The sequence below is a fragment of the Bacillus sp. B4EP4a genome, from assembly GCF_006680105.1.
GTDB classification, from domain to species: Bacteria; Bacillota; Bacilli; order Bacillales; family DSM-1321; genus Peribacillus; species Peribacillus simplex_E.
This window is the reverse complement of record NZ_VHIK01000010.1, coordinates 1-26,640: the sequence shown is the minus strand read 5'-3', so window position 1 is coordinate 26,640 and position 26,640 is coordinate 1. Positions and strand designations below refer to the sequence as shown.

Sequence of the window (26,640 nt, the reverse complement as noted above, 5' to 3'; positions counted from 1 at the left end):
CCCTCATAAATGTGCCTATTTACAGATTATGAGGGAGATATGGGGTGGTGAGTTGTTTCAAAAATTTTAAAGGCTTATCTTATTTTCAACTTATGCTGTAAATATCGAGTTTAAGAAGCAGTAATTCCGAAGGAGGTTACCCATTCTTTAACCTTCTTCTGCAGTTCTGCTTTTAAATCACTAGCATCTCCTGTATCTTTCATTGCCTTTTTTGAATATTTGCTAGGAAACATATTCTTAACCGAATCTTTGTATTCAGACCCGTCTGATGGTTCTTTATCAAGAGATTTAAACACGTAGTAAAAAATCCTACTGGAAAGATTATAAATACGTATTATTTCAATACTGCATATGGTGTAGGTGCTCCTTATATAAAAGTTAAATATAAATAAGTATGGTCAATTTTGTTTAATCTAATTTAAAGTCCAGAGATGGCCTTTAATTGAAAAGATTCTTTTGTAAGCTATAAACATGCCAAGCCAGTTAACGAACCGTAAACAACGGGGAGCAGAAAAGGCCAAGTGAGTTGTTTCGTAAATTTTGAAGGTTTATCTTCTTTATTTTCAACAATACTTCAAGTATCCTTAATTTGAATAGCAACTACTGTAAATGAGGGATAAGCCGTGAAGCAAATATATAGTGATGTCATACAATTTCGGGGTACACATTATGAGTTTGGATACATGCAAGGTGAGAAATTAAAAGATTCACTAACGGTAAAAAATCGTGAAGATCAGTGGAAGATTAGGCAGCCGCGGTTTACGGTTGAGGAAGAAGAGGTCAAGAAAGCAATTACACAATTCGCCCCTGGAGTTTGGGAAGAATTACTGGGGTTGCAAGAAGCGTTGAAATGGCCAATTGACCGCGTGCTGCAAGAGTTCGGTGGATACCGATTGGATTATGTTCGGTCGGGCTGCTCCATCATGACTGGCGATGATTATCTCATTCGCAATTATGATTACCACCCAAAGACCTATGAAGGACGCTATGTCTTATTCCAGCCAACCGATCAAGGGTATTCAAGCATCGGCCCGAGTCAGCGAGGGACTGGTCGAATGGATGGAATGAATGAAAAGGGTCTGGTGATAGGCTATAATTTCATGAATCGCAAGAACCCTGGTGATGGTTTCATTTGCTGCATGATTGGCAGACTGATTGTTGAATCTTGTGCGAACGTACAAGAAGCGGTCGCGATGTTGAAGGAAATCCCGCATCGTCATTCCTTCACTTACGTCGTCTATGATAAAAGCGGGAGTACCTATATCGTTGAAACCTCTCCGAGAAATGTAGAGGTGCGCACGTCAAATGCCTGTACCAATCACTTTGAAATCATGAAAAATGAGAACCGTAACCATCTTATCGATTCGAAACGCCGATTGGAGATCATCCAAGATCATGAAGGGAGACTTTCATCTGCCTACGATGCTTACAGGTTGTTTAATGATACCAATCAAGGTGTCTTCTCGGATTTATATAGCAGCTGGGCGGGAACGATTCATACTTCCGCTTATTTACCTAAGGAGATGAAAGCTTGGATTGCCTTGGGAGGGAACCAGGAGCCGACTTCAATAGATTTTGCGAAATGGCTTGAAGGGGAAAATGTTGAATTAGAACGAATCAAAGGTGTTATTGATACGGATATTCCCTTCGTGCATATGGATGAGGGAGCGAATTGGTTTCGGAATTGAACGTATTGAAGTAAATTTAAACCTTACATTGTTAAAAGGCCCAATCCTTGGATTGGGCTTCTTTTGTTGTTCTATTTTTAGGAAAATCTGGTACTATTTATTAGAGGATCTGCCAGTAATATAATATGATAGAGGAACACATTTTGGATGGGGGACAAGAAGCTGGAAGTCTGTTTGTGCCATACTTGTACAATGAATAAGGGGATGTGCGAATGTTTTCTACAGCTATTGGATGGTTTCGGTTTATTACAATAATTGAGGGAATCTCATATGTTCTATTGCTTGCCATTGGTATGCCCATTAAGTACATATTGGATATTGGGGAAGCAACACTCATTTTAGGAAGCATCCATGGTTTCTTATTTGTCGTGTTTGGGCTTTTATTACTTTATGTGAGCATCATATCAAAATGGTCCTTTTTAAAAATGGCTATGATTTTCATCGTTTCATTCATCCCATTTGGGAATTTTGTAATCGACCGCAGGCTATTGAAGCAAAGTTAAATGATAAAGATCCATGCCCTAATACTTTTCCTTTTGAAAAATCCAAAAAAAACGTCTTTCCATTTAAATGGAAGGCGTTTTTTTTATGGATTTAAGCTTGCTGTAAGGTTGGCACAAAGATGCTGTAAGAATGAGCATGTAAAGTATAAGTATCAACAATACTGAAGAGGTGAAACAAATGGAACCATTATTAAAAGTGGAAAATATAAAAAAAACATATGGTAAATCAAGCGCTGCCTACACAGCGTTGGAAAATATATCTTTTGACATTCATGAAGGGGAGTTTGTAGGGATCATGGGACCTTCTGGAGCAGGTAAATCGACGTTGCTCAATATGTTGGCAACCATTGATTCGCCGACTGAAGGGAAAATTTTTATGAATGATACGAGCATTCACGATATGAAAGGTGCTGACTTAACGGATTTCAGACGTGATAATCTTGGTTTCATCTTCCAGGATTACAATTTGCTAGACTCATTGACTGTGAAGGAAAATATATTATTACCACTGGCGATTGCGAAAGTTCCAGCGAAAGAAATTACTAACTTGGTGAATCGTATTGCTAAAGTATTTGGGATTGAAGATTTATTAACTAAATACCCATACCAAATCTCCGGTGGGCAAAAGCAAAGAACAGCTGCAGCCAGAGCGCTTGTGACAGAGCCTGCATTGATCCTGGCTGATGAGCCAACAGGTGCACTTGATTCAAAATCAGCAACTGGCCTGCTGGAAAGCTTAAGTGAACTAAATGAAAAAAATCATTCCACCATCATGTTGGTGACACATGATGCATATGCCGCAAGCTTCTGCCGGCGGATCATTTTCATCAAGGATGGTACGCTTTCAGCAGAAATTTATCGTCGTGGCCAATCACGTAAAGCTTTCTTCCAAGAAATTATGGATGTCCTTGCAACAATTGGAGGTGAGGTAGATGACGTTATTTAGTCTAGCGAGAAAAAATATTGCTCGAAACCTCTCCCAATATTTTTTATATATCGCATCCATGGTATTTAGCATTATCATCTACTTCACGTTTGTAACATTAAAATATAGCGATACAATTGCAGAACAAACGGCTTCATCACAGAAATTAGATTCATTGATGAGTGGTGCGGCAGTCATCCTAATTTTCTTCGTTGCCATTTTTATTGCCTATTCCAATTCATTCTTTATGAAAAAACGTAAAAAAGAAGTGGCATTGTATGCATTGCTTGGCGTACGTAATCGTCAGATTGGTTTTATGCTCTTCTTTGAAAACCTATTGCTAGGTTTGGTTTCATTGGTTGTGGGGATTTTACTTGGATTTCTTTGTTCAAAAGGGTTCATGACGATTTTGATCTATTTAATGGGCTATGATGTCATGGCACCATTTACATTTTCGGGATCTGCAGCTTTGAACACCTCTATCGTATTTCTTATTATTTTCTTGGTGACATCAGTCCAGGGCTATCGTTTAATTTATCAATTTAAACTAATTGATCTCTTCCATGCATCGAAAAAAGGGGAAGCGGCTCCGAAGCCATCGATGATTGTAGCCATTCTGGGAGTTTCCCTGATTGTCATGGGTTATTGGTTGGCGATGCAAGATCTTTTTACTTCTAAAGTGTGGGAAAAGGTCGGCTTTTTAATGACGGCACTTATCATTTTGACAACGGTTATTGCCGGTACGTTTTTATTGTTTCATAGCGTTACAGGCTTTGTGTTGGCCGTGATTAAGAAAAATGAAAAATGGCTTTGGAAAGGCCTGCATATGATGACGATCTCGCAACTGCTATATCGCATTCGGGGGAATGCACGTACATTGACCGTAATTGCGGTGTTAAGTGCTACTACGGTAACGGCTGGCGGTGCGGTTTATGGTCTTTATTACAACGCGAATGACCAAGTTATGACCGTTGATCCGAATACCTTCATGTATCAGCAAACGGATGCAAAAAGCGATCATCAAGTCAGCGCTGTATTGCCAAATACAAAGTATGATGAAAATGTCGAAGCACTATCTGTCACATTTAATACGAAAGAATTGAATAAGGGATCGGCATTCGATAGCTCGGATAAAAGGATTTACACGATAATCGATGAAAGAACATATAACAAATTAGCAGAAGTGCAAGGCAAGGAAGCACTGCATGTGAATAATGGCAAAGCAGTCATTTTAGATATTGGATATGACAAAAGATTCTCACCTGAATACAAGGACAAGACCATCAGGACAGAAAACAACACGGCAATCACATTCCAAAGCTTTAAAACACAAACAGTACTAAATGCCGGAACTGCAGGCATTGCAGTGGTCGTATCGAATGATCAATTTAAATTATTGCAAAAAGAATTGGAAGCGCTAAAATATCGTGTCATCGGTGTTGATCAAGCTTCCACGGATTTATCTGAAAAAATTGCAAAACAAGTGCCTGAAGAAGCGCTATTTTCCAGTGCCCCTCAAGATTTCCAAACAAGCATCGAAGGTGTAGGCTCATTGCTCTTTATCGGAAGTTTTCTTGGCCTGGTTTTTTTAGCGGCAACAGGCAGTATCATTTACTTTAAAGTTCTAACGGAAGCAGAGGAAGATAAATCACAATACAATATGCTTCATAAAATGGGCGTTAACGCAAAGGAAATGCGGAAATCCATTGCATCACAAGTGCTTGTAATCTTTTTCGTTCCACTGGCAGTGGGGTTATTACACAGTGCGGTTGCTTTAAAAGCCTTCTCGGGCTTATTGATGATGAATCTTGCAAAACCTGTGTTGATCTGGATGATCGCTTATACGGTTATTTACGGTCTGTATTATATCTTAACGGCAGCTTCCTACAATCGTATTATCATACAAAATAATAAAACAGAAGGATGATCGAAATGAAGAAATTTCTTATGGTAGTTGGCATTTTGTTTATACTGGGAGCGGCAGGAGTCTTCGCTCTTACTAAAATCGACTTTAACCGCATGAATGCCGACAATTATTATTTGCAAATTACAGAGGATGGGGTACAACATGAAACCAAACTGGATGATGGTTCAGTGATGACTTACTATTCTTATAAACTTGACGCCAAAAATGCAGATGGTGAAACGTTACCGCTTGAATTCACGGCACAAAAAAATCTTCGAAAAGATGCTTACTTAAAGATGTACGTAAAAAATGGTGATGAAGTTTCGTCATTTGATGAAGTGAAATTCGAAGACATTCCAAAAAAGGCACAAACAAAATAAATAGGAAAGAAGGGCTGTCTGTAAATTATGGACAGCCCTTTCTCTGCAAGAAAAATAATTATAAAAGTATCGTGATCGTGGTTCCCTTATTTTCAATGCTAGTCAAATCCAGTTTACCTTTATGAGCCAGGATGATGTCCTTTGCAATGGCCATTCCTAAACCGGTCCCATGTGTACTGGCAGTATTCGTACCTCGATAGTAGCGTTCAAAAACCTGTTCTAAGTCTTTGGCGGGAATACCGCGGCCATTATCGGCAATGGTAATTTGGGTATGCAGTTCTGATTGTGGACCAATATCATCAATTTGTATTTTCACAACGACATTTTCCTCGTTATGCACGAGTGCGTTATAGATAAGGTTAAATATCGCCCGTTTCAGTAATTTTTTATCCACTTTATGTGTTGCTTTGTCCAAATTTGCCACAAACTCAACCTGTTGATCACCAAATTGTGAATCATTTAAAAGCTCGATCGTCATTTCTCTTATAAACCCAACGATATCAACATCTTCAAATTGCAAAGGAAGTCGTTGGTTGCGCAAACGCATCGTTAAATTCAGGTCATCCAATAAATCTTTCATATAAACGGACTGTCTATTAATAATGGATGTAAACTCATACAATTCCTGTGGAGTTAATTCAGTGGCGTTATCTTTCATCAATTCTGTATATCCATGGATGGAAGCAAGTGGTGTCTTCATGTCATGAGAAACATTGCTAATCCATTCCTCACGCATTTGGTCGAGCTGATCACGTTCTTTTTCATAATGATCCAACTTCACCGATAGTTCATTCATATTTCGAAATACATCTTCATAAACGCCTTTTGGTATGCTCATTTTTTTAAAGCGCCGCTCCCGAAGCTGCTGAATTCCTTCTATTAAAATGTTCAGCGGACTCGTTAATTTTTTCCCAAATAAGAATCCAATGACTAATGCAATGATGATATCTACGATTAAAAATATTACTAGTAAGATGTTAAAGTTCTTAAAAACTTTTTCATAATCATAGGTTATTACATAGCGGCCAATTTTCCGTTCCTTAACTCCTACAAAATAGCTGAAATTATGGGCTTCGCCGACAAAAACAGTCGTCTCTGCATCAATTTCCTTATACTTATACATTTGGACGATTTCAACAGGAGAATATACGGTTTGCAATTTTTGAGGTGTATAAAAGGCTGCAACTTGCTCACCCTCATCATTCAAAAATTGTATCCAGGCGTTATTGTTCCGCAGTTTTTCTAGCCCTTCTTCATTTACGATCGGTTTGTTATCTATTAGTTCCACATATTGTGAAAAGGTTCTGCTAAAGTTTTCAGCTGAAACTTCCTCTGCCTCGAAATTATGCATGGCTCGATAAAAGAGTAGAGATAAAAGTAAAATTGTATTTACGATCCCTACGATTACAACAATTGTCACAACGGATCCTAAAAAGCGCCGTGTCAATTTCCACTTCATTTTGTTTCACCCTTGGTTTGTAATTTATAACCAAGCCCTTTAACGGTTATTAAAAATGAAGGCTTTGAAGGGTCTGCCTCGATTTTTTCACGTAAACGGCGAATATGTACCATCACTGTATTATCAGAGCCAAAGAAATCATCGCCCCACACCTTTTCAAATAAAGTTTCCTTGCTCATGATCTGATCCGGATGATGCATAAAACAGCTCATCAATCCGATTTCTTTAGCTGTGAGCTCAAGCGTTTTGCCATCCTTTTTCACTTCATTTTCATTTGCACTAAGCTCAAAGGGACCAACTTGCCGTTTTTTCGGAACGGCCTTTTCCTCTGAAAAGCCCGCACGCCTCAGCTGCGCCTTTACTCGATATGCAACTTCTTTCGGACTGAATGGTTTGGTAATATAATCATCCCCGCCAATCGCCAGCCCAAGAAGCTTATCAATTTCCTCATCCTTTGCCGACAAAAATAAAATGGGTACACTCGACACTTCACGAATTTGCTTGCATAAATCATAGCCTTCACCATCAGGCAGCATTATATCAAGCAAGACCAGTGATGGATCGAACTCCTGAAACTTTGCCCACCCATCCGCAATCGTCCCCGCCGTAACAATATTCGGGATACCTTCTTTATGTAAAACTGTCTCCATGAGACGTGCCAAATCTTCTTCATCGTCAATAATTAAAATCCACTGATCATTCGACATTCTGCTACCTCCCAAACATCAATCATACCCTACAGTATAGAGTACCCCTTAAGAAAAAATAAGGGGAGGAAAGATATTTAACGAACTCATTCATTATTTTCACGAAACAAAGTGGAAAAGACGTAAGTACTATTACCTGAAAAATTACTGTAAAGATCAGGATTCTGATGCCTGGTCTTTATTTAGTTAAGGTAGTTTCGGAAAGAAGAGCGTACTTCATACTGATTTGGTAAAGGTTGTATGATAAACTGTTTAAAGTATTGTTAGGAAGATTATGCTAAGTAGTATAATTAAGGAATTCGTTGCTGTTCTTTTGACCCAAACCTTTAAATAAAAGTATGCAGCGAATGTGGAAGAATAAAAGGAGAAAAAAATAATGGAAACAAAAAAGGTGTTACCCGTTCTTTTTTTAGTGATGTTTTTAGTCATGATCGGATTTGGGATCATCATTCCCGTCATTCCGTTCCTTGCCGAAAAGGTTGGTGGCAGTCCTGCTGAGCTTGGTCTTTTAATGGCTGTTTATTCATTAATGCAATTATTTTTTGCCCCGATGTGGGGACGTATATCTGACCGGATAGGACGTAAGCCTGTCATGATTATCGGGATTGCTGGACTGGCCCTTTCGTTTTTCATCCAGGCTTCGGCAGATTCCTTATGGGTATTATTTGTAGCCAGAATCATTGGTGGGATTTTGTCATCGGCAAACATGCCAACCGCAATGGCGTATGTGGCTGATATCACGACGCCGGAAGATCGGGGAAAAGGGATGGGAATCATCGGGGCCGCTACAGGGCTTGGATTCATCTTCGGACCGGCGATTGGCGGGGTATTCTCCAAATCAAGTTTGAACTTACCGTTTTACATTGCAGGTATATCCTCTTTGATTACTTTATTCTTAGTGATTGCGATACTAAAGGAATCACATACGGTTGAAAAGAGGGCCAAACAGTCAATAAATAAAGAGTCCATGTGGAAAGCCTTTAAAGGGCCTCTTAAAACCATGTTCTTTCTGCAATTGATCGTCACTCTTTCAATGGCAGGACTCGAAACGACTTTTGCCTATTTTGCAGCCAAAAAGGCTGATATAAGTCTTGTACAATTAGGCTATATCTTCATGATCATGGGGTTTGGCAGTGCGATCGTTCAAGGTGGATTAGTGGGGAGGATGACAAAGAAATATGGGGAAGGCGCGGTTATCCGAATGGGAATCATCGTGTCGGCAGTTGGTTTCATTCTCATCCTGTTTTCTTCCGGTTTTTGGACATCGGCGATTTTCCTGACGATCTTCGGATTGGGTAATGGGTTCATCCGGCCGGCAATTTCGGCACTGCTGACCAAAAGTTCCATGACGGGCCATGGCAGTGTCACTGGCCTGCTATCTTCCTTCGACTCGTTCGGCAGGATTGCGGGTCCCCCGATAGGCGGTTGGTTATTTTCGATTTCGATTGATTTACCATTTATATCGGGCGCAATCCTTTCCGTTTTTGCTTTGATTCTTTTTCAGTTATACCATGTAAGGACACAGACAAGACAGGTCCAAGCATCTCATTAATTAATTTAATGATTGCAAAAACCCCCCATTTCTAAAAATGGGGGGAGCCGCGAGCGGTGCTTGAATAGCACCGTTTTTTTTATTGAATCATATTGAGGAATTTACGTGTACGAGCTTCTTTAGGATTTGTGAAAATTTGCTCGGGTGTTCCCCGCTCCATTATTTTTCCTTCATCCATGAAAATGACTTCGTCGGCGACTTCACGGGCGAAACGCATTTCATGGGTTACCACGATCATTGTCATGCCTTCTTCTTTCGCCAGGTCTTTCATGACCTGTAACACGTCTCCAACTAGTTCGGGATCTAAAGCGGACGTGGGTTCATCGAATAGCATGACCTTAGGCTCCATGGCCAGGGCCCTTGCAATTCCGACTCGTTGTTGCTGTCCGCCTGACAATTGAAACGGATAAAAATCGATTTTTTCACCTAAGCCCACTTTTGTAAGCAGGGCAGCAGCCGTTTCTTTCGCTCGATGTTTGGCTATGTTTTTTACAATGATGGGGCCTTCCATTACATTTTCCAATGCTGTTTTATGGGGGAAGAGGTTATAGCTTTGGAAAACCATCCCTGTCAAACTGCGGAAAGCTGTAATTGAATTTTTTCTAACGGGTTTTTTGAAGTCCATTATGGTTTCATCAATTTCAATCGTCCCGTCCGTGGGTACTTCAAGGAGATTCAAACACCGAAGAAAGGTTGTTTTACCTGAACCCGAAGGGCCGATCAATACAATGACTTTACCTTGCTCCACTTCCAAATCGATGCCCTTTAATACGTCAAGGTCACCAAATGATTTATGAAGATTCTTAATGTTGATCATTTTAAAATCTCCTTTAACTACTGCGGTTCTTATTTTGCTACATAACGATTAAGTTTGTCCTCTAAACTTCCTTGAATGAAAGATAGAATGGTACACAAAATCCAATATAAAGCAGCTGCCTCTATGTATAGTAGTAGAAATTCATAGTTTTTTGCAGCGATTTCCTGGGCTTTACGGAATAATTCCGTTACAAGAATGAGTGATGCAAGCGATGTATCTTTTAAAAGGCTAATGAACGTATTGGATAATGGGGGAATGGATACCCGAGCTGCTTGCGGCAAAATGATGCGCTTTAAAGCTTGGGTATATGTCATTCCGATTGAATAACCTGCTTCCCATTGCCCTTTTGGTATCGATAAAATGGCTGCTCGTATAATTTCCGAAGCATATGCTCCAACATTTAAAGAGAATCCTATAATAGCCGATATGAAAGGATCGATGGTTACACCTAAATTTGGAAGTCCATAGAAAATGATAAATAATTGCACAAGTAAAGGTGTCCCGCGGATGATTGACACATATACACGCGCAATTATTTGAAGAATTCTCATGGAAGATAATCTAGCCAATGCTGTGAATACAGCAAGAATAAGGCCGAGAACGAATGTGATCAATGTTAGTGGAATCGTATATTTAATAGCTCCCTCTATCATTGGATAGAGGGAGGTTTGAGCGATGGAAACAAGCTGGTTCATACGCTCGGGGTCGGTGAAAATATTACTTAGGAGAAACATCTTCACCGAACCATTTATCCGAGATTTTCGCGTATGTGCCGTCGTCTTTCATTGCTTTAAGTGCTTTGTTTACTTCTTCCACTAATTTGCCGCTGTCTTTTCTGAACATTAAACCGCTGGCGACTCCGCTTTCTTCCTCATCAGCGACTTTGATAGGTGCATCCGGGTGTTGCTTTTTATAATCAAGGTACGATAATTTGTCATTGATCGTAGCATCTACACGTTTAGAACCAATAAGCTGTACGGATTGAGAAAATCCTTCAATGCCTGTAACCTCAGCACCATGTGATTTGGCTAGATCATTGTAATTACTCGTTAAAGATTGTGCAGAGGTCTTGCCTTTCAAATCATCGAAGGATTTAATATCCGAATTATCTTTGTGTACAAGCAATACGGCCCCTGATTGAATATATGGGTCAGAGAAATCATATTTCTTTTGACGGTCTTCATCGATGCCCACTTGGTTTGCGATCATATCAAAACGTTTAGCATCCAAGCCTGCAAACATGCCGTCCCATTGTGTTTCCTTGAATTCAGCTTTCACTCCAAGGCGTTTTGCCACTTCTTTAGCAATTTCAACATCAAACCCCGTTAGTTTATCTGAATCATCGTGGAATGTGAAAGGAGGATATGTACCTTCAGTTCCAACGGTTAATACGCCATCTTTTTTGACTTTATCATACAGACTTTCTTGTGACGAAGATTTATTGTCGGTATCGTTTGCCTCATTTTTGGTATTGGTACCACAAGCTGTAAGTACGACCGTGAAAGCTAACAATAGCGATAAAAGTGCAACCATTTTTTTCATTTGGGTAAACCTCCTAGTAATCTGATAGGGATTGATACTCTGTGATACTATACAAGAAAAGGAAAAAAGTCAATGAAAATAACTTACATCATTATTGTTAATGAAACTTGGTGAATTATACGGATTTTCACGCATTGAAGTGAAATAATACTAAAAGAAAGATGTATCGTTATCCGAAAAAGGATTTGAAAGGGAAGTGATCATTAAGAATCCAAGGGGACAAAAGGCCCCTCATCCACATGATTTTTAGCTAAGTGGAAAAGGGGCTTTTTTGGGCCGTCCGGAACTATTGCAAGATTCTTTTTACCTTAGTGTTTTTCATGATTCCTATCCTCTACGCTGACGAATATAGGGTTCGAATAGAACCAAAGGTCTTTATAGTTACGTTTGTTTATTTCCGAAAAACGCGTTTCGTTATCCTCGATTTCAGTCTTTTTATCGATCAGCGGTTCCCCGTCAATCGTTTCTCCAGAGACATTTTCCCCTAGGTTCGTGCCTCGCAAACGGAAATATTGATCCTTATTTGCTTTGACTTTGTAAGTGATGGTATGAAAACCATCGCGATCGGTTTTCCAGTCTTTACTGGTAAAGCGTTTAACAACTTTTGTCGTATCATTGGTGGATTTATTATAAGCAGGTGTTCCAGGCACTGCTTTCCCGGTTACTTCCCCGGAAATTAGATCCACGTGATCCACCTTGACGGGGTCCCCGTTATTGTTTTTTTGGGGGCTCTTAAATCGGATGGTGATCTTGACCATCTGTCCTTCCTTCACTTTAAGGTCCCCACCCATATCAACCGCGTTGTTTCCGTTTTTAGCTTGTAAATCAAGGGCATCGATCAAGTCACCAAAAACAGAGAAGGATTTCCCAGATCGCATGCCATCAAGGACGGATTTTATTGATGAGCCATTTACCCATGTATAATTCTTGGAATATTCTCCTGGCCAGTAACCACTGGAGTATAGGCGGTTTTCACTGATTTCAAAATGGGAGTCCGAATTGGAAAAATTCCAGAACTTACGACCTTCCCCAAGAAGTGCATCCCATGCCCCCCCTACCTTAGCAAGCATATAATCGGATCCGCCATAGGTCCGGTTTTCCGGTGTTGTCAGATTTAATCCGCCTCGATCTGGCTCCATCTGGTTACCTGGCATACCTTCAAATCCGAACATGACATCCGGGGCGATATTGTTGAAGTCACGAAAATCAGATATGTTGTACACCCTCTTTCTTGATGGGTGGTTCAATATGGCATAACTTGTATGCTTATAATTTTTCTCAAGCCATGCCAATGCTGTTCGGGCATCCTCGGAAGTCTTATTGGCTCTTTGATCCTGTGCTTTCCAGACAGCTACATCCTTAGAATCGAACATCTTTTCATCCTGGTTGGTGAACAGATATTCGAACTGATTGCCAGCTTTCAGACTTTTAGGTGAGCTCGGCTGATCTCCCAAAATGCCTATGCCGACATGCTCGTATGTAGGCATATCCCATTCGAAGCCTGAAAAGATGACTTTATTTTTATATTTGCCCTCTTTTTGCAGTTGTTCCATTTTCGGGGCTTGATATTGAATGATTCCTTGAGACAGCGGTATCGGCCCGCCTGGAATCAAATGTCCCTCATCATCCCTTGAAGACATCCTCAAGTGGTCGGAAATTCCCATCCAATCCAGGCCATACTTATCAAATGCGTTATTTAGCAAGCTTTCAAGGCTCTGTGATCCCTCGGTATCATCTGACTGAGTGGTATGGGCATGATATTCCCCCTTCATCCATCTGCCTCCCGGATTTGTCTGATTGTCTTCTGCATCATTTGCAGCACCCGCGACAGGTAGACCCTGAAAAAGGATGGCTATGCTTAGAACCGATACTGTGAAAGCCCTGAACTTATTAATCATCTTACCGACAACCTCCATATATTGAAATAATATTGAACAAGCTAATTTTATTGTAAAAATATTAAGAATCCGTTTGGGGTGAGTATGGTTTTTGTAAATGGAAAGACCGATTCTGGTAACAGTGGTTTGGAAATTGAAAGGGAATAAAGGGGAGGGGCTCGAAATAAAAAAGGTGTAGAGAAAATTTTCTTTCTCTACAACCTGTAACGACTATTTTGCCGTAAATATTATTTAGCTTGTAGTAGATTGATATGATCTACAGTCCGATCTTCACCGACAATGAATTGCAGTTCATAATTTCCTGTCTTGTAAATGTAGTTGATTTCATTCGTACTGGAAATATGGCGTATTTCGTCAGCACTGCCGAGCTGTTTTCCTAAAACTTTTGGTGTGATGCTTCCTAGATTATGGTCCCGTTCTACATTTGTCCCAAAATATCGGATTTGTGAGATGGTCTTGTCATCGTTATAGGCAAATGCAAATCCCGGATGCCCCATTTCTGCATGGTAATAGTCAAAAGTTTCATCTGTGTTACTTGGCTCAGGGGGAGAACCGAATGTCTCATATACATCTTTTTGGGTGTTTTCATTAATTTTCAAACCCATGGCAGTATAAGGCATTTCTCCTGAAAAAGCTTTGTTGTAGATTTCATGTAAGGTGGTAAGAGCGTGTTCCTTAGCTATGGCAGGGGCGGAATCCATTGTGGATGCAGCCTCAACCGGTTCTGTTGATAACGATGCACCTGCCCCTAAAAGAGAACCGGTTAGAATAACGGAGCTAACCATTCTGGCCGCTGGTTTTTTAGATAACATCATTTCTTATCCCTCCTATAATTACTTTTCCACAATTTCTTAGCATAAAACATTTTCTTGGTGATCGATTGGAATGTTTGATAATGGTGGAGCATCAGGGAATTTACAAGCTGCATCTGCGGCAACGGCTTCCGGTTTTCCAACTTTCTCAATCACTTGTTCAACATGTGGCTCTAAGATTTGACTGTCATGTGAATTTCCAGGTGCTACAATCGGTCCCAATACAAAACTTTTGCGGTCTGCGGCACCAGTTGATTTAAAGTAATCATTTCAAGTTGATCTCTAGAATCATGTTTAGCAAGCATCTTCATCACCTCAAGTTTAAATAATTCTATTTTAGAACAATAAAGAATAGGCAAAAGGGTTCTATCTGAAATTTAAAACTAAGTTAATTGGAGCGGAAGGTGCGAGACTCCTGCGGGAAAAGCGCGTCCAGGGGAGACCCCGCAGGCGCAAAGGCGCCGAGGAGGCTCCCGGACCGCCCGCGGAAAGCGAGTGCCTGGAGCGGAAATCAAAGTCCAAATTGTACAAGCAATAAAAAAACTGTAGGCAAACTCGATTTTCATCGAGTTTGCCTACAGTCTGGGTGCTTCACTATGATGAAACACCTTTGAAAATGATGTAATTAATCCCAAACGTTAATTCTAGGAACTCCAGCAGTTCTTAAGTAGTCTAATAATTGACCAGTATGTACAGACTCATGATAAGCGATTCTTAGCAACATGTCTCCTAAATCCCTGATATATCCCATATCGGAGCGATCGATTTTAATATTGGATAAGTCGTCCTCGCTGAAGGATATGATTGTTTCCAAAAAATCACGCCTGTAAGGTTCGGCAAAGTTCAATTCCGCTTCAACAGAGGTAAGTGGCTGTTTTTCAAATGGTGATTCATAAACTTGTAGGCTACCTTGATTTTTAATGGATAAATGATAGTAATGCTCACTATCAAGAACATGTCTAACCATTTCTAAACAGCTCATTGCCTTGTCGTCCGGTTTCCAATGGAGTGTGCTTTTAGGTATTGATGTCCATAGTTTAATGTTTCTTCTTCTAACCTCTTCCAGATTTAAGATGATTAGTTCTATCGATTTCATAATTATCTCCCCTTTTTAGCAGGTATATTTTAACTATACACGAATGGACGCTGAGAATATGGGGTTATTTTGAAAATATAGAAAATTCAATGATCTGTTCAGGTATTAATCTTTGCGTATTCCTTCTATAGAAGTGGGTTGCTTGATGGAAGTAGGTTCCTTGATTGATGTACGTCTATTATTGTTTTAAAAATTATTTAAGATTCTTCTCAAGGCTGACCTACGGCTGTTATTTTCACTTCCGGAATTGCCATTACTGGAACCGCCAGTTCTTCTTAGTCTTTTGTTTGACACTGCAATCATCCCTTTGTTTTAAAAATTTCCACATTACTAATTTATGTGTAATATTCCTTTTTGCTTGGACAAGTTCACAAATTGTTGCACGCGTATGTTATTTATTCGTGATACCAATTAATGTAATAAGATGGTATACTTGTGAAGTAATTCACAAAAAGGTTGAAACTGGTTATGGCTCGGCCTATTCACTCTAAAAGAAAGCGGGTTGGTTATATGCTGAAGAAAGTGGTTTTAGCTGGCGGGACTGGTTTTGTCGGTCAATACTTTGAAAAGCATTTCAGGAATTTGGGATATGAGGTAAGGATCATCTCCAGGCAAACCCCGCATACTGGCTGGGAAGATAAAGAAGGAATAAGGGAAACGATCGATAATTCGGATATGTTAATCAACTTAGCAGGAAAAACGGTCAATTGCCGCTACAATGCCAAGAATAAGAAAGAAATATTGGATTCACGAACTGATACGACTGAAATGCTAGGTAAGGCGATTGAACAATGTGAAAATCCTCCTTCATTATGGATAAACTCAAGTACGGCAACGATTTACAGGCATGCTGAAGATAAACCAATGACGGAGGGGGATGGTGTAATCGGTTCAGGTTTTTCTGTAGATGTTGCGAAAGCGTGGGAGCTCTCATTTTTCGATTTCCGATTACCCAAGACGAGACAAATTGCTTTACGGATCGCCATTGTATTGGGCGATGGGGGAGTGATGACCCCATATAGGAATTTGGTTAAATTCGGACTGGGAGGCCATCAAGGATCAGGAAATCAGAAATTCAGTTGGATACATATAGAAGATTTATTTAACATTGTCCTTTTTCTGAGAAAGAATCAAGAGTTGAGCGGGGTGTTCAATTGTTCATCGCCTCATCCAGTTACAAATCGTGAACTGATGGCTCATTTGAGAAAGCTCATGAATATTAGGATAGGACTTCCCTGTCCAACACCCATGCTTGAAATGGGGGCTTTATTTATGGGGACCGAAACGGAATTGATATTAAAAAGCAGGTGGGTCATACCTGAGAGGCTGGAAAAGGCGGGGTATGTATTTAAATTCCATCATCTTGATGAGGCTCTGGAACAGATACTGATGAATCCTTAAAATACTCGAGATTGATTGCTATAATGATAGATAGAAAATCATTAAGAGAGGGGAATCGTAGAATGAATATGACTCCATCTGAAAAAGTCGGAAGATTCACAACAGGAATATTTTCAGAGTTGGCGACCCGCAAGCAGGATGCAATGAAACGAGGGGTGGATGTTATCGATTTGAGTGTAGGAAGTCCGGATTTACCACCGCCTGATTTTGTAGTGGATACGCTTGTGAAATATGCGCAGGATCCCAGTTCTTACGGGTATACGTTAAAAGGTACGCCTGAATTCAATGAGGCAGTCCGTTATTTTTATCGGATGCGTTATGGAGTGGAGCTGGATGCAGAAAGGGAAGTCCTCCAACTGATGGGATCGCAGGATGGCCTTGCACACTTGGCAACGGCGATGATTAACCCTGGAGATTATGTGCTGGTGCCAGATCCAGGATATCCAATTTATGAAGCGAGTGTAGAGCTTGCCGGCGGAATCATTCATCCGATGCCGCTTACTGCCGAAAATGCCTTCCTGCCGCAGCTCAACGTTATTCCGGATGAAATAGTGAAAAAGACCAAAATGATGATCATCAGTTATCCGGGAAATCCTGTCACCGCCCTTGCTGATGAAGATTTCTTTTCGGAAGTCATATCGTTTGCGAAAAAGAACGAGATCATGGTGGTTCACGATTTTGCTTATTCAGAGTTGATTTTTGATGATCATCCGCAAATTAGTTTTATGTCCATTCCTGGTGCCAAGGAAGTGGGGATTGAATTTAACTCACTTTCCAAAACTTTTAATATGGCGGGCTGCCGCATTGGGTATGCGGTGGGCAATAGAGAGGCGCTGAACATCCTGGGAACGTTGAAATCACACATCGATTATGGGGTTTTTTATCCAATCCAAAAAGCTGCCGAGATGGCACTAACTTCCAATCTTTCGCTGCTATCAGAACAAGTTAAGGAATACCAGTCCCGACGTGATGCCTTGATATCAGGTCTTGCTGAAGGGGGATGGCATGTGCCGAAAACCTCAGCTACCATGTTTATTTGGGCCCAAATTCCTGCTGGCTGGAAATCACGGGATTTTTCCTATGCATTGATTGAAAAAGCAGGGGTTACGGTCGTCCCAGGCGATGCTTTTGGGAAGCAAGGGGAAGGGTATGTCCGGATGGCCTTGGTCCAGCCGGCCGAGAGATTGAAAGAAGCTGCTGAACGGATCAAATTGTTTTTGGAGAAAAAAATTGGAGTGTGAAAAATCCAGCATTTAATATATTCAGGTTTTAAGAACGCTCGATCATGGGCACGCTGAGGAATATATATAGCTTGAGGAAGTTGTTACTTACTTGTTAAAGTGAGGCGCTCTCTAGTGTTTTAAAAAAACTACTTTGAAGTTTAAGAGAAGGTCCATCCTCGGATGGGCTTTTTTTGTTTAGGGGAACTAGCGTGATAGATTATGAATGGAATTTCCGAACGTAAGATGGACAAGCCGCATAATATATAGCAAGTCCGCAACCCTCTTAAATGAAGCGGGCTTAATATGATAGAGAGGGGGAAAAGCAATGATCAACTGGAAAGTGCGTTTTAAGAATCCTACGTTTATATTCACGGTACTCATTCCAGGGCTTTTAATATTGGCCCAGATGATTGCTGCGTTCATAAATAATTTCATTACCCCTATAGGCTTTACCATTACTGATGATGCATTGAACGGGGCTTTAGGCATCATTAACTTCATAGCGCTTACATTCTTTGGGGTCGGTGGTGTGGTCGATCATACCACTAAAGGTCTAAGCGACAGTGAAAATGCCCGACAATACAAGGAGCCTAAGTAATGGACACTATTCTTTCATCTATTGAAGAGTAGAATATACCAGATAACACCGTTACTTGCTACACAACGGCGTTATCTGGTTATTTGTTTTTTGGGCAGAGATGATGATTTGGGATAATGATTTTGGTCTAAAAACCGAAATGCAACATACATTTAAAATTGTGGTTCATTTTCAGTTTGGGGAGGAAAAAGGATGAGTTATAGTTTACCAGTTTCAAAATGGTTTGCAGCCATAGTTTTAATCGGGGCATTATTGATGGCATTCATTTTCAGTCCGGCTAATGCTTCAGCCTCTATCAATTATGGTGATGAAGTTGCCGCTTTGGCAAAGAAGCAGGTTGGAAGCAAATATAAATATGGGGGGACGACTCCAAAAGGGTTTGATGCTAGTGGTCTTACCCAGTATGTATATAAAAATGCCGCAACGGAAATGAAAATTCCGAGAACGAGTGCGGAACAGTATAAAACTGGAAAGGCCGTGAAGCAAAATGATTTAAAAGCGGGCGATTTAGTCTTCTATGCGACAGGTAAGAAAGGGGAGGTCTCTTTTGTAGGAATCTATTATGGAAATGGTACATTTGTCGGGACCACCACTAAAGGGGTTAAGGTGGTCAAAATGAGTGATAAGTATTGGAAGGAAAAATATATAGGGGCAAAACGAGTTATTAAGTAACAATCTGATGTTCATATGAAAAAGTCCTGCAAAAAAGAGCATCGAAAAACCGATGCTCTTTTTGCTGGTCATATCCGGGGGTCATTCATTCAATGATGATATCGGTTAAAACAACGTTGCCATTACGAACTTTTACGACGGCCACTGAAGGATTAGCCAATGCGTCCTTCTCCATTTCCTTTGCCTTTTCTTCGGATGCGAAATAATTGTCCAGACCGTATCTGATCTGAATGGTTTTAGCATTTTGCAGGTCATATGGGATTTCCAATTCCCCTTTTAGGTAAACGCCTTTGCCGGGTTTTTCTTTCGTTACGTAATCGACACCGTATAGTCCATCAGTGTTTTGTTTTAAACGTACATATACCTTTTTATAATCACCCATATTTCTTGTATTGAACCCGGTTTTAATCGAGTCATCGACTTGTGACGGCTTAACTGATTCAATTTCGTATTTCAAAGCCACATAGCTTCCCCTAAACAAATCAGTCGGGTCGACCGGGGCTGTTTTGATCTTGATTACATCTCCTGTCATTGTTGTCCAGACCGGAGGAAATGCCAAGACTAACAGAATCAAGACTGGAATGGAAAATACGATGAGTGGCCGGAATGATGGATTACTCATTGAGTTCCCCTCCTTTTTTTCGTTGATTTTCAAAGAAGAAGCCAAAACCGATAAGCATGATTCCACCAATGATGAATGTAAGCGATTTTGGCAGGAAGTCAAAGGAGTAGATGTAATATCTGAAAATCAGTGCACATATTATTACGATGCTGGTCAAACTGCCTTTTAGAATGAGATAAAGCAGAAAAACGAAATAAGCTAAAGGAAACCAGATTGAAAAATCAAAGGTAAGGAAGAGTGCGGTAATACCATGTAAGATATGCCCTTGTATGTGTGTGATGTTCTGTAATTTTGCTCTTACCGGAATATAGGCAAGCACGATTCCCAATACAAACAGAATGGAAAGGACAATTGTATTCGAATTTTCAAAACCCAGCTTCGGCACGAATTCCATAAGAAATAAGGCAATTGTATTGATGGCTAAAGCGTTAATGAAAAAAGTCAAATATTTAGGGTAATCGAATTTCTTTAACAGAATGTATAAAGCCGGTAGAAATATAAGAATGGCAAGCGGATAAGACGTTTCATCAACGAATATACTTCCGTTAATATAAATGAAAAGCAGGAAAGATGTAAAAAGGAGAACAAAGACATCCTTCAAATAGTAACCAATGAATACCGTACCGATCGCCCATAATAAAAAGGAACTGTTGAAATTGATGCTGATGTTAAACATCTGCTCGATTAGAAAAATCCCTGCACCAAAAATCAGAATACCTGCATAATGCAGACTTCGTGACGTTTTGGGCAAGCGTGCCTGCACCTTCACGCCAGCAAAGTTCACTCCGATGAGGCATGCAATGATAAGCAGGAATTTAACCGCTTTACTTAAATAGATCCAGTTACTGGCTACGAAGGTCAATACGCCTAAACCTAAAAGAAGTGCCCCAATGGATAATAGAATAGTGATGAAGTTCAAATTACCTTTTACATCATAGGAACCTAACATCCTCACTTTCTCTTGCTGGGAGATGATTCCTTCCTTTTCAAGGTAATTAAATTCATGTTCAAGAAATTCGAATTGCTTTTTTGTTATTTCTTTGTTGGCCAAATTAACTCCTCCTTCCATATTTTACTATTATACATCGTATTCTCTTGCAGCTTTGAATATAATGTTAATTTTCTTCTACCCTAATAGGAATGCATGTAGTACAAAAAAAAAACATTTTCAGTACCTTGCAATAAATAGTACCATGTGGTAAATTATTTACATAAGATGTATTGTTCGGTGTTCAGTACTGTTTATTGAACTATACTAAAAGACTTTTGGAAGGAGTGATGGTGCTATGAATGTACAATTTAAGAAAGGTGTCCTGGAACTATGTGTCCTGGTCTTACTGGATAAGCAGGATCGCTATGGATATGAACTTGTACAAAAGATTTCGGATCAAATTGAAATATCGGAAGGGTCGGTATATCCACTTTTACGACGCTTGACGAAGGAGGAGTATTTTACGACATATTTGCAAGAATCAACAGAAGGGCCTCCACGCAAGTATTATAAATTAACGGACAAAGGCCGGAGATACCTTCAAGAGCTGCTGTCGGAATGGTATGAATTTTCCAATGGGGTCAATCAATTAATCAAGGAAGGTGTGAACCAATGAATAAAGAACAATTTTTAAAACAATTGAATGCCTCTTTAACCAGACTTACCTTAGAGGAACGGGAAGATATCCTTCAAGATTACGAAGAGTATTTCGAAATTGGAATGGAAGAAGGGAAGTCAGAGCAGGAAATCTCCAAATCCCTTGGGAATCCTAGACAGATTTCCAAGGAACTGATGGCATCCTATCATCTTGGTCAGGTCGAACAAACGACTTCTGCAGGTAATGTAATGCGGGCGGTTTGGGCAGTCATTGGTTTGGGATTCTTTAATTTAGTGATCGTTTTGGGACCATTTATAGCATTGATCGGAGTTGTCATTGCAGGATGGGCTTCGGCGATCGCGTTCATTCTTGCTCCGTTTGGCGTTCTTTTTAACCTTGCGATAGGTAATTTTCAATTATTCGATCTTTTCTTCGCATTGGGACTATGCGGGATTGGCATTTTCATTACCATCGGAATGTTTGCCGCTACGAGTGCTTTAACTAAAGGATTCATTCGCTATTTAAAATTTAACGCTTCCCTTGTGAAAGGCGGTTTGAAAAATGATTAATGTAAAAAAATTATCAATCATTGCACTTGTATTGTTACTGGTCGGAGTAATAGGAAGTCTGTTTACTTTTTCCCAAGTGACAAATAAGGAAACGACTACAGAGGAAAAAACGATTTCGGAGATCGTGACGGACATTCAGATCGACACGGACAATGCAACTGTAGAAATCGTTCCAACAAAGGATAAGGAGACCAGGATAGAATTGGTTTCAAAAGGGATGGATGTTTCCAAGTTGGATTTCACTGCCGATGTGGAAGGGAAGAAGCTTTCGGTACAATTAAAAGATCGACGTACCTTTAGCTTTGGTTTTCATATTCAATCCATACATTTAAAGGTGTATGTGCCTGATGAATCTTATAAATCCTTTGTCGTCGAATCCGATAATGGAAAATTGCAAATATCAGGATTGAAAAGTGAAAATCTGAATGTGAAATCTCAAAATGGCCGGGTAGAATTAAATGATATAATAACCGAAAAAGTTGAAGTGAAATCTGCTAATGGAAAAGTGGATCTTAATAATGTGGAGGGAAAACTGGTTGGGTCATCGAATAACGGTAAAATTACATTGGTCACGAAAGACTTGGATAGGGAGATCGACTTCGAAAGTAATAATGGTAAAATCATGATCAAAACAGAGAATGAACCGACAAATACAACTTTCGATGTTCATGTTGACAATGGGAGAGTGGATATCCTTGGTAAGTATGAGGGCGATACTGTCATTGGCAAAGGTGAAAACTTAGTGAAATTGGAAACGAATAATGGGAAAATCGAGATAACGAAATAGTGAAGCATGAAAAAGCCGATCCAATTGTGATCGGCTTTTTTCAATTATGCGGCCATTTCATCTTCATGAGCAGCAGGTGTTTTATAATAATGCCAATTTAGAAATGAACGATAAACAGAAGCCAATATTTGTTGGAACAAAGTACTGACCGGCTGGAGAGGAATAGACGAGTTTCCGATAATAAAGAAGATGCCAGTGGTTCTTCTGTTTTTCATTTTATCATAGAGTGGGTAATTTGCTGGAAGTGGTCCCCTTTCTAAGAAAATATATTTATAGTTTTTCCTTTTAGTTGTTTAGAATTATAATATAGAAAGGATAATTATGTTAAAAGTAATGAGTGTTAGTCCGCCATCAAATCTAAGGAAAAGATTTTAATGAAAATGACTTCAAAGTATGGGGGCTGTAGAATGAAATTCAATAAGTTGTCATTAAATATATTTAAATGTATGATCTTCACTCGCAAGAAAAGGGAAAAGGACTATCTGAAGAAAGGATTCGAAGAGCAAAAAGAGGTTTTTAATATAGTGGAAAGTTCTAAGGATATTATCTACTGCTACGAATCAATCCCAAGTTCCAAGTTCAGGTATCTAAGTCCGTCCATCAATACACTTCTAGGTCAAGGCGTCTTGGAAGAAGCCTATAATGACCCTTCCTCGCCTTTTGAAAGGATTCATCCTGATGACTTTGATATCCTAAATGAAAAGATATACGTTGGGATTGATTATACTAAGCCTGTCATTCAACGCTGGAGAGATATCGAGGGGAATTATTGGTGGTTCGAGGAATATGCTACACCTATATATGAAAAAGAGCAATTGGTAGCTGTTCAAGGAATCATTCGGAATATTGATGAAAGAGTGAGATTCATACAGGATATTGAGTATCAAATGTCCCATGACCCATTAACGAATATCCATAATCGACAGTTTTTCGATAAAATATCTGCCAAATCCAATCTTGATTTTGACACTCCGGTTGCCATGATATTGTGTGATCTAGATGAGCTGAAATTTATGAATGATACGTATGGTCATAAGAAAGGGGATGAATTGATTAAAGAAGCGGCCAATCTATTGAAACGGATTTTCTCGGACATCGCAGTTGTAGCGAGAGTAGGAGGAGATGAGTTTGCCATTCTGCTGATTGATAGAAGCAAGCGAGAAGTAGAATCTCTTTGTGAATTATTAAAGGAAGAAATCCTTCTGCAAAACTCCCTAAAAAAAGTCCCTCACATCAGTATGTCATTCGGGCATGCTTACCGTTCGCATTCCAAAGGGAATATGGATAGCTTATTCATGGAAGCGGATCAAAAAATGTTTCAAGATAAACGGCGAAGAAAAGAACAGAAACTCGTTCGGGCGGGTAGATGAAAGATAAGGGATACAATAAGCTAGGGCAAGGGCAATACCACCATTCCTCACTAGCAGAATGGTTGATACCTGGGTGGTTTAATGGAATTTTGAACTAAAACAATTCGCTGTAAGAATGATGAATAGAAAGCCTGGCGAACTTAAATTGTTTTTTGCGTAAGGAAGGTAAGTGGACGGAAACGAACATATTGGCATTTCGATATGAAGGGGGGAGCCCAGTGTCATACTGGACTTTTATTTTTATATATATTTAGGTATACGAAATAAATCATTCGCTTATTTTAACCAATTTTAGTAAACTGGCAATGACTATTTTAATTAGAAGGTGAAGGGGTATGAGGGAAAGCTTAGTGGATGAACGGGTAAGAGGCACTGATAAAATCTGGACACGTGATTTCATCATGATCTGTTTGGCAAATATGTGCATCTTCATGGGGTTTCAAATGACGATGCCGACCCTCCCGCTGTTTGTTGAGCAGCTTGGCGGTGACGACCGCCTGGTGGGGGCTGTCCTTGGAATCTTCACTTTTTCGGCCTTGCTTGTTCGGCCAATTGCCGGCAGATTATTGGAGACGAAGGGAAGACGCATCGTTTTTTCTGTCGGGTTAGCCATTTTTGCATTATCCGTGGGTTCATTCGGGTTTATGGGGAGCATCGGCCTGTTATTCATGATGCGGATTGTACAGGGCGTCGGATGGGGATTTTCTTCAACGGCATCAGGAACGATTGCTTCCGATATAATCCCTGCGAAACGGCGTGGCGAGGGGATGGGGTATTATGGATTATCGGGTAACTTAGCACTTGCATTCGGGCCATCATTGGGTCTTTTTCTAGTTACTGTCATTCCGTTTCAAGAGTTGTTTTTGATCTGTTCATTATTAGGTTTGTTTGCCATCATTGCAGCATCACTTATTCGGTATCAAAAAGTGGAAAGTGATCCTTCGGCGGCTGTCAGAGCCAAAAGGTTTGATATATATGAAAAAAGTGCTCTTCAGCCATCTTTGCTCATTTTCTTCATCTCCGTTACATTCGGTGGAATTGCAACCTTCCTTCCCCTATATACAGCGGAAAAAGGTGTAGATGGCATTCAGTGGTACTTTTTAGTATATGCAATGGCCCTCATGGTCACGAGATTATTCGCGGGTCGATTATATGACCGAAGGGGACATCGAGCCATATTCGTGCCTTCAACATTACTCATCATGGCTGGGATGCTGCTGCTTGCATGGATGCCGAGTGAAGCGGTCCTTTACATTGCGGCAGTGCTTTATGGATTTGGATTCGGTTCTGTCCAGCCAGCGCTGCAGGCATGGTCAATTGAAAAGACGGCACCCAATCGGAAGGCGATGGCGAATGCAACATACTTTTCATTTTTCGATCTTGGTGTGGGCATAGGTGCCATCGTGTTCGGGCAAATAAGCTTCCTCTTCGGTTATAGGAGCATCTATATCACGGCAGCCGCCTCGATTTTCATTTCAATGATCGTTTATTTGTGCATCATCAGGAGCGAGGATAAATTAAAATCAATGGAAAGACGTTGAATGGCTTCAATAGAAGTCATTCTTTTTTTGAGTCAGGAGGAACACCACTGGCTTCCTTGTTTTATCAGTGTATCATCCTTAATATATAAAAAATGGAAAAACTTTGTTATTATCGAAAAGAGAATATACATAAGATGATAGAAGGTCTATTTGAAGGAAGGGGAATCTTGGGATGAATGATTCTTCAAACGAAGAAATGACATTAGAAAGAAGGAAGCGTATTTTCCAAGAAGAACTGGATGTTTTATGGGAAAGGCGGCTCATCCCTAAATCAGAATATATACGGATTAGCAGGGCATACAATCGGCATTTCCAATTAGCCCTCCATAAACAAAAGCGCTTAGGGCATGAAAAAAAGAAATCCATCCAAGGACATGGAACGATTATCGGTGAAAGTGCCGAGGTGAGGGTACAAGATAGCCTGATTGAAGAATCTTCATTGAAATTACGTGAATCTAGTGGAGTGAAAGAAACGATAACGAAAGATGAGGAGACCACATATGAAACTAATGAATCAGTTTTCGAGGAAAGTCTTGAACCGGTCAAGGAGATCACTGATAGGAAACCTGTTATTCAAAAGCAGGCCATCAAGCGGGAGAAACAGGTAAAACCGGCAAAGCCGGCAAAGCCGAAGAAAACACCTGAGCAAATCAGGGAACGGAATATCTCGGTCATCCTGCTCACCGGGGTCATATTGCTTCTGTTCGGCGGGTTGATTTTAGCAACTTCCTCTTGGGGGGATCTGAATGCGGTCCTGAAAGTTTTCTTCATTGGAATGGTATCCGTCATTTTTGTAGGAATGGCCTTCATCGCTTCGAAGCTGAAAATTGAACAGACAGCTTTTGCATTCCTGACGCTAGCGGGTTTATTCATTCCGATTACGATTTTATCAGCTTCATATTATCGGATTTTTGGAGAGTACCTTTCACTTAATGGTGGGGGGCGGGGGCTACTGGGGTTTCTTCTGTCTCTTATACACATCT

Annotated in this window: 27 protein-coding genes and 1 pseudogene; 16 read left to right on the top strand and 12 right to left on the bottom strand. The window is 40.1% G+C overall.

All coding sequences use genetic code 11. From position 1 onward, the window contains the following. Window positions 1-110: 110 nt before the first annotated feature. On the bottom strand, window positions 111-296 hold the full coding sequence (locus FNK51_RS04905) for a hypothetical protein (RefSeq protein WP_141992612.1): 186 nt from the start codon (window positions 294-296) through the stop codon (window positions 111-113). A 327-nt stretch (window positions 297-623) separates the two neighbouring features. Between FNK51_RS04905 and FNK51_RS04900 the strand changes: the two genes are divergently transcribed. The 5 genes from FNK51_RS04900 (at window position 624) to FNK51_RS04880 (ending at window position 5,402) form a co-directional block, all read left to right on the top strand. Beyond that, on the top strand, window positions 624-1,688 hold the full coding sequence (locus FNK51_RS04900) for a C45 family autoproteolytic acyltransferase/hydrolase (RefSeq protein WP_141992611.1): 1,065 nt from the start codon (window positions 624-626) through the stop codon (window positions 1,686-1,688). 212 nt (window positions 1,689-1,900) lie between these two features. After that, entirely contained in the window at window positions 1,901-2,191 is a 291-nt protein-coding gene (locus FNK51_RS04895) for a DUF3817 domain-containing protein (protein WP_034305497.1), read from the top strand. Window positions 2,192-2,369: 178 nt separating this feature from the next. Further along, window positions 2,370-3,137, top strand: a complete 768-nt coding sequence (locus FNK51_RS04890) for an ABC transporter ATP-binding protein (RefSeq protein WP_141992610.1) — start codon at window positions 2,370-2,372, stop codon at window positions 3,135-3,137. Continuing rightward, a complete protein-coding gene (locus tag FNK51_RS04885) occupies window positions 3,124-5,043 on the top strand; it encodes an ABC transporter permease (RefSeq protein ID WP_141992609.1) in 1,920 nt (639 codons plus the stop codon). The genes FNK51_RS04890 and FNK51_RS04885 overlap by 14 nt, the downstream gene beginning before the upstream one ends. Window positions 5,044-5,048: 5 nt before the next feature. After that, window positions 5,049-5,402 carry a YxeA family protein gene (locus FNK51_RS04880; RefSeq protein WP_141992608.1) on the top strand — a complete coding sequence of 118 codons (354 nt, stop codon included), beginning with the start codon at window positions 5,049-5,051 and terminating at the stop codon, window positions 5,400-5,402. Window positions 5,403-5,460: 58 nt separating this feature from the next. Here FNK51_RS04880 and FNK51_RS04875 read toward each other — a convergent pair whose 3' ends face one another. Continuing rightward, window positions 5,461-6,861 (bottom strand): sensor histidine kinase, encoded by a 1,401-nt coding sequence (locus FNK51_RS04875; protein ID WP_141992607.1) that lies wholly within the window; start codon window positions 6,859-6,861, stop codon window positions 5,461-5,463. Beyond that, the gene (locus tag FNK51_RS04870; RefSeq protein WP_141992606.1) at window positions 6,858-7,568 is read right to left on the bottom strand and encodes a response regulator transcription factor; all 711 of its coding nucleotides are present in this window, start codon (window positions 7,566-7,568) and stop codon (window positions 6,858-6,860) included. Before FNK51_RS04870 ends, FNK51_RS04875 begins: the two co-directional genes overlap by 4 nt. A gap of 376 nt (window positions 7,569-7,944) precedes the next feature. Here FNK51_RS04870 and FNK51_RS04865 point away from each other — a divergent pair, with 376 nt between their 5' ends. Further along, the gene (locus FNK51_RS04865; RefSeq protein ID WP_141992605.1) at window positions 7,945-9,120 is read left to right on the top strand and encodes an MFS transporter; all 1,176 of its coding nucleotides are present in this window, start codon (window positions 7,945-7,947) and stop codon (window positions 9,118-9,120) included. A 79-nt stretch (window positions 9,121-9,199) separates the two neighbouring features. Here the strand turns inward: FNK51_RS04865 and FNK51_RS04860 are convergent, their stop codons facing one another. The 7 genes from FNK51_RS04860 to FNK51_RS04830 all read right to left on the bottom strand — a co-directional run bounded on the left by FNK51_RS04860 (window position 9,200) and on the right by FNK51_RS04830 (window position 15,285). Further along, complete coding sequence (locus FNK51_RS04860; protein ID WP_141992604.1) at window positions 9,200-9,937, bottom strand: amino acid ABC transporter ATP-binding protein; 738 nt, start codon at window positions 9,935-9,937, stop codon at window positions 9,200-9,202. A gap of 29 nt (window positions 9,938-9,966) precedes the next feature. Further along, entirely contained in the window at window positions 9,967-10,671 is a 705-nt protein-coding gene (locus FNK51_RS04855; protein WP_141992762.1) for an amino acid ABC transporter permease, read from the bottom strand. Further along, on the bottom strand, window positions 10,655-11,479 hold the full coding sequence (locus FNK51_RS04850) for an amino acid ABC transporter substrate-binding protein (protein ID WP_098370580.1): 825 nt from the start codon (window positions 11,477-11,479) through the stop codon (window positions 10,655-10,657). The genes FNK51_RS04855 and FNK51_RS04850 overlap by 17 nt, the downstream gene beginning before the upstream one ends. 308 nt (window positions 11,480-11,787) lie before the next feature. Next, window positions 11,788-13,377, bottom strand: coding sequence for a CehA/McbA family metallohydrolase domain-containing protein (locus tag FNK51_RS04845; protein WP_141992603.1), 1,590 nt, complete (start codon window positions 13,375-13,377; stop codon window positions 11,788-11,790). Window positions 13,378-13,604: 227 nt separating this feature from the next. After that, window positions 13,605-14,192, bottom strand: coding sequence for a YjgB family protein (locus FNK51_RS04840; RefSeq protein ID WP_286178578.1), 588 nt, complete (start codon window positions 14,190-14,192; stop codon window positions 13,605-13,607). A 36-nt stretch (window positions 14,193-14,228) separates the two neighbouring features. Continuing rightward, window positions 14,229-14,411 (bottom strand): hypothetical protein, encoded by a 183-nt coding sequence (locus FNK51_RS04835; protein WP_286178577.1) that lies wholly within the window; start codon window positions 14,409-14,411, stop codon window positions 14,229-14,231. A 403-nt stretch (window positions 14,412-14,814) separates the two neighbouring features. Continuing rightward, complete coding sequence (locus FNK51_RS04830; RefSeq protein WP_098370582.1) at window positions 14,815-15,285, bottom strand: DinB family protein; 471 nt, start codon at window positions 15,283-15,285, stop codon at window positions 14,815-14,817. 510 nt (window positions 15,286-15,795) lie between these two features. On the opposite strand from FNK51_RS04830, the gene FNK51_RS04825 reads away from it, so the two are divergent. From FNK51_RS04825 to FNK51_RS04810, 4 genes are all read left to right on the top strand, one after another. Continuing rightward, complete coding sequence (locus tag FNK51_RS04825; RefSeq protein ID WP_141992760.1) at window positions 15,796-16,686, top strand: TIGR01777 family oxidoreductase; 891 nt, start codon at window positions 15,796-15,798, stop codon at window positions 16,684-16,686. A 62-nt stretch (window positions 16,687-16,748) separates the two neighbouring features. Continuing rightward, on the top strand, window positions 16,749-17,927 hold the full coding sequence (locus tag FNK51_RS04820) for an LL-diaminopimelate aminotransferase (protein ID WP_141992602.1): 1,179 nt from the start codon (window positions 16,749-16,751) through the stop codon (window positions 17,925-17,927). 307 nt (window positions 17,928-18,234) lie between these two features. Further along, window positions 18,235-18,507 carry a phage holin gene (locus tag FNK51_RS04815; RefSeq protein WP_098370585.1) on the top strand — a complete coding sequence of 91 codons (273 nt, stop codon included), beginning with the start codon at window positions 18,235-18,237 and terminating at the stop codon, window positions 18,505-18,507. Window positions 18,508-18,699: 192 nt separating this feature from the next. Then, on the top strand, window positions 18,700-19,179 hold the full coding sequence (locus FNK51_RS04810) for a C40 family peptidase (RefSeq protein ID WP_098370586.1): 480 nt from the start codon (window positions 18,700-18,702) through the stop codon (window positions 19,177-19,179). Window positions 19,180-19,264: 85 nt separating this feature from the next. Here the strand turns inward: FNK51_RS04810 and FNK51_RS04805 are convergent, their stop codons facing one another. Then, on the bottom strand, window positions 19,265-19,801 hold the full coding sequence (locus FNK51_RS04805; protein ID WP_098370587.1) for a GDYXXLXY domain-containing protein: 537 nt from the start codon (window positions 19,799-19,801) through the stop codon (window positions 19,265-19,267). Next, window positions 19,794-20,852: a DUF2157 domain-containing protein gene (locus tag FNK51_RS04800; protein WP_179891019.1), complete on the bottom strand. Its 1,059-nt coding sequence runs from the start codon at window positions 20,850-20,852 to the stop codon at window positions 19,794-19,796. Before FNK51_RS04800 ends, FNK51_RS04805 begins: the two co-directional genes overlap by 8 nt. Window positions 20,853-21,087: 235 nt before the next feature. On the opposite strand from FNK51_RS04800, the gene FNK51_RS04795 reads away from it, so the two are divergent. From FNK51_RS04795 to FNK51_RS04770, 6 genes and pseudogenes are all read left to right on the top strand, one after another. Continuing rightward, window positions 21,088-21,408 (top strand): PadR family transcriptional regulator, encoded by a 321-nt coding sequence (locus FNK51_RS04795; protein WP_141992601.1) that lies wholly within the window; start codon window positions 21,088-21,090, stop codon window positions 21,406-21,408. Further along, window positions 21,405-21,959 carry a DUF1700 domain-containing protein gene (locus FNK51_RS04790; RefSeq protein ID WP_141992600.1) on the top strand — a complete coding sequence of 185 codons (555 nt, stop codon included), beginning with the start codon at window positions 21,405-21,407 and terminating at the stop codon, window positions 21,957-21,959. The genes FNK51_RS04795 and FNK51_RS04790 overlap by 4 nt, the downstream gene beginning before the upstream one ends. Continuing rightward, window positions 21,952-22,746, top strand: a complete 795-nt coding sequence (locus tag FNK51_RS04785) for a DUF4097 family beta strand repeat-containing protein (protein ID WP_141992599.1) — start codon at window positions 21,952-21,954, stop codon at window positions 22,744-22,746. The genes FNK51_RS04790 and FNK51_RS04785 overlap by 8 nt, the downstream gene beginning before the upstream one ends. A gap of 407 nt (window positions 22,747-23,153) precedes the next feature. Continuing rightward, window positions 23,154-24,116: a sensor domain-containing diguanylate cyclase gene (locus tag FNK51_RS04780; protein ID WP_181762184.1), complete on the top strand. Its 963-nt coding sequence runs from the start codon at window positions 23,154-23,156 to the stop codon at window positions 24,114-24,116. Between the two features lie 335 nt (window positions 24,117-24,451). Continuing rightward, window positions 24,452-25,657 carry an MFS transporter gene (locus tag FNK51_RS04775; protein WP_141992597.1) on the top strand — a complete coding sequence of 402 codons (1,206 nt, stop codon included), beginning with the start codon at window positions 24,452-24,454 and terminating at the stop codon, window positions 25,655-25,657. 172 nt (window positions 25,658-25,829) lie between these two features. Next, window positions 25,830-26,640, top strand: a pseudogene (locus tag FNK51_RS04770) (hypothetical protein); the annotation flags it as partial.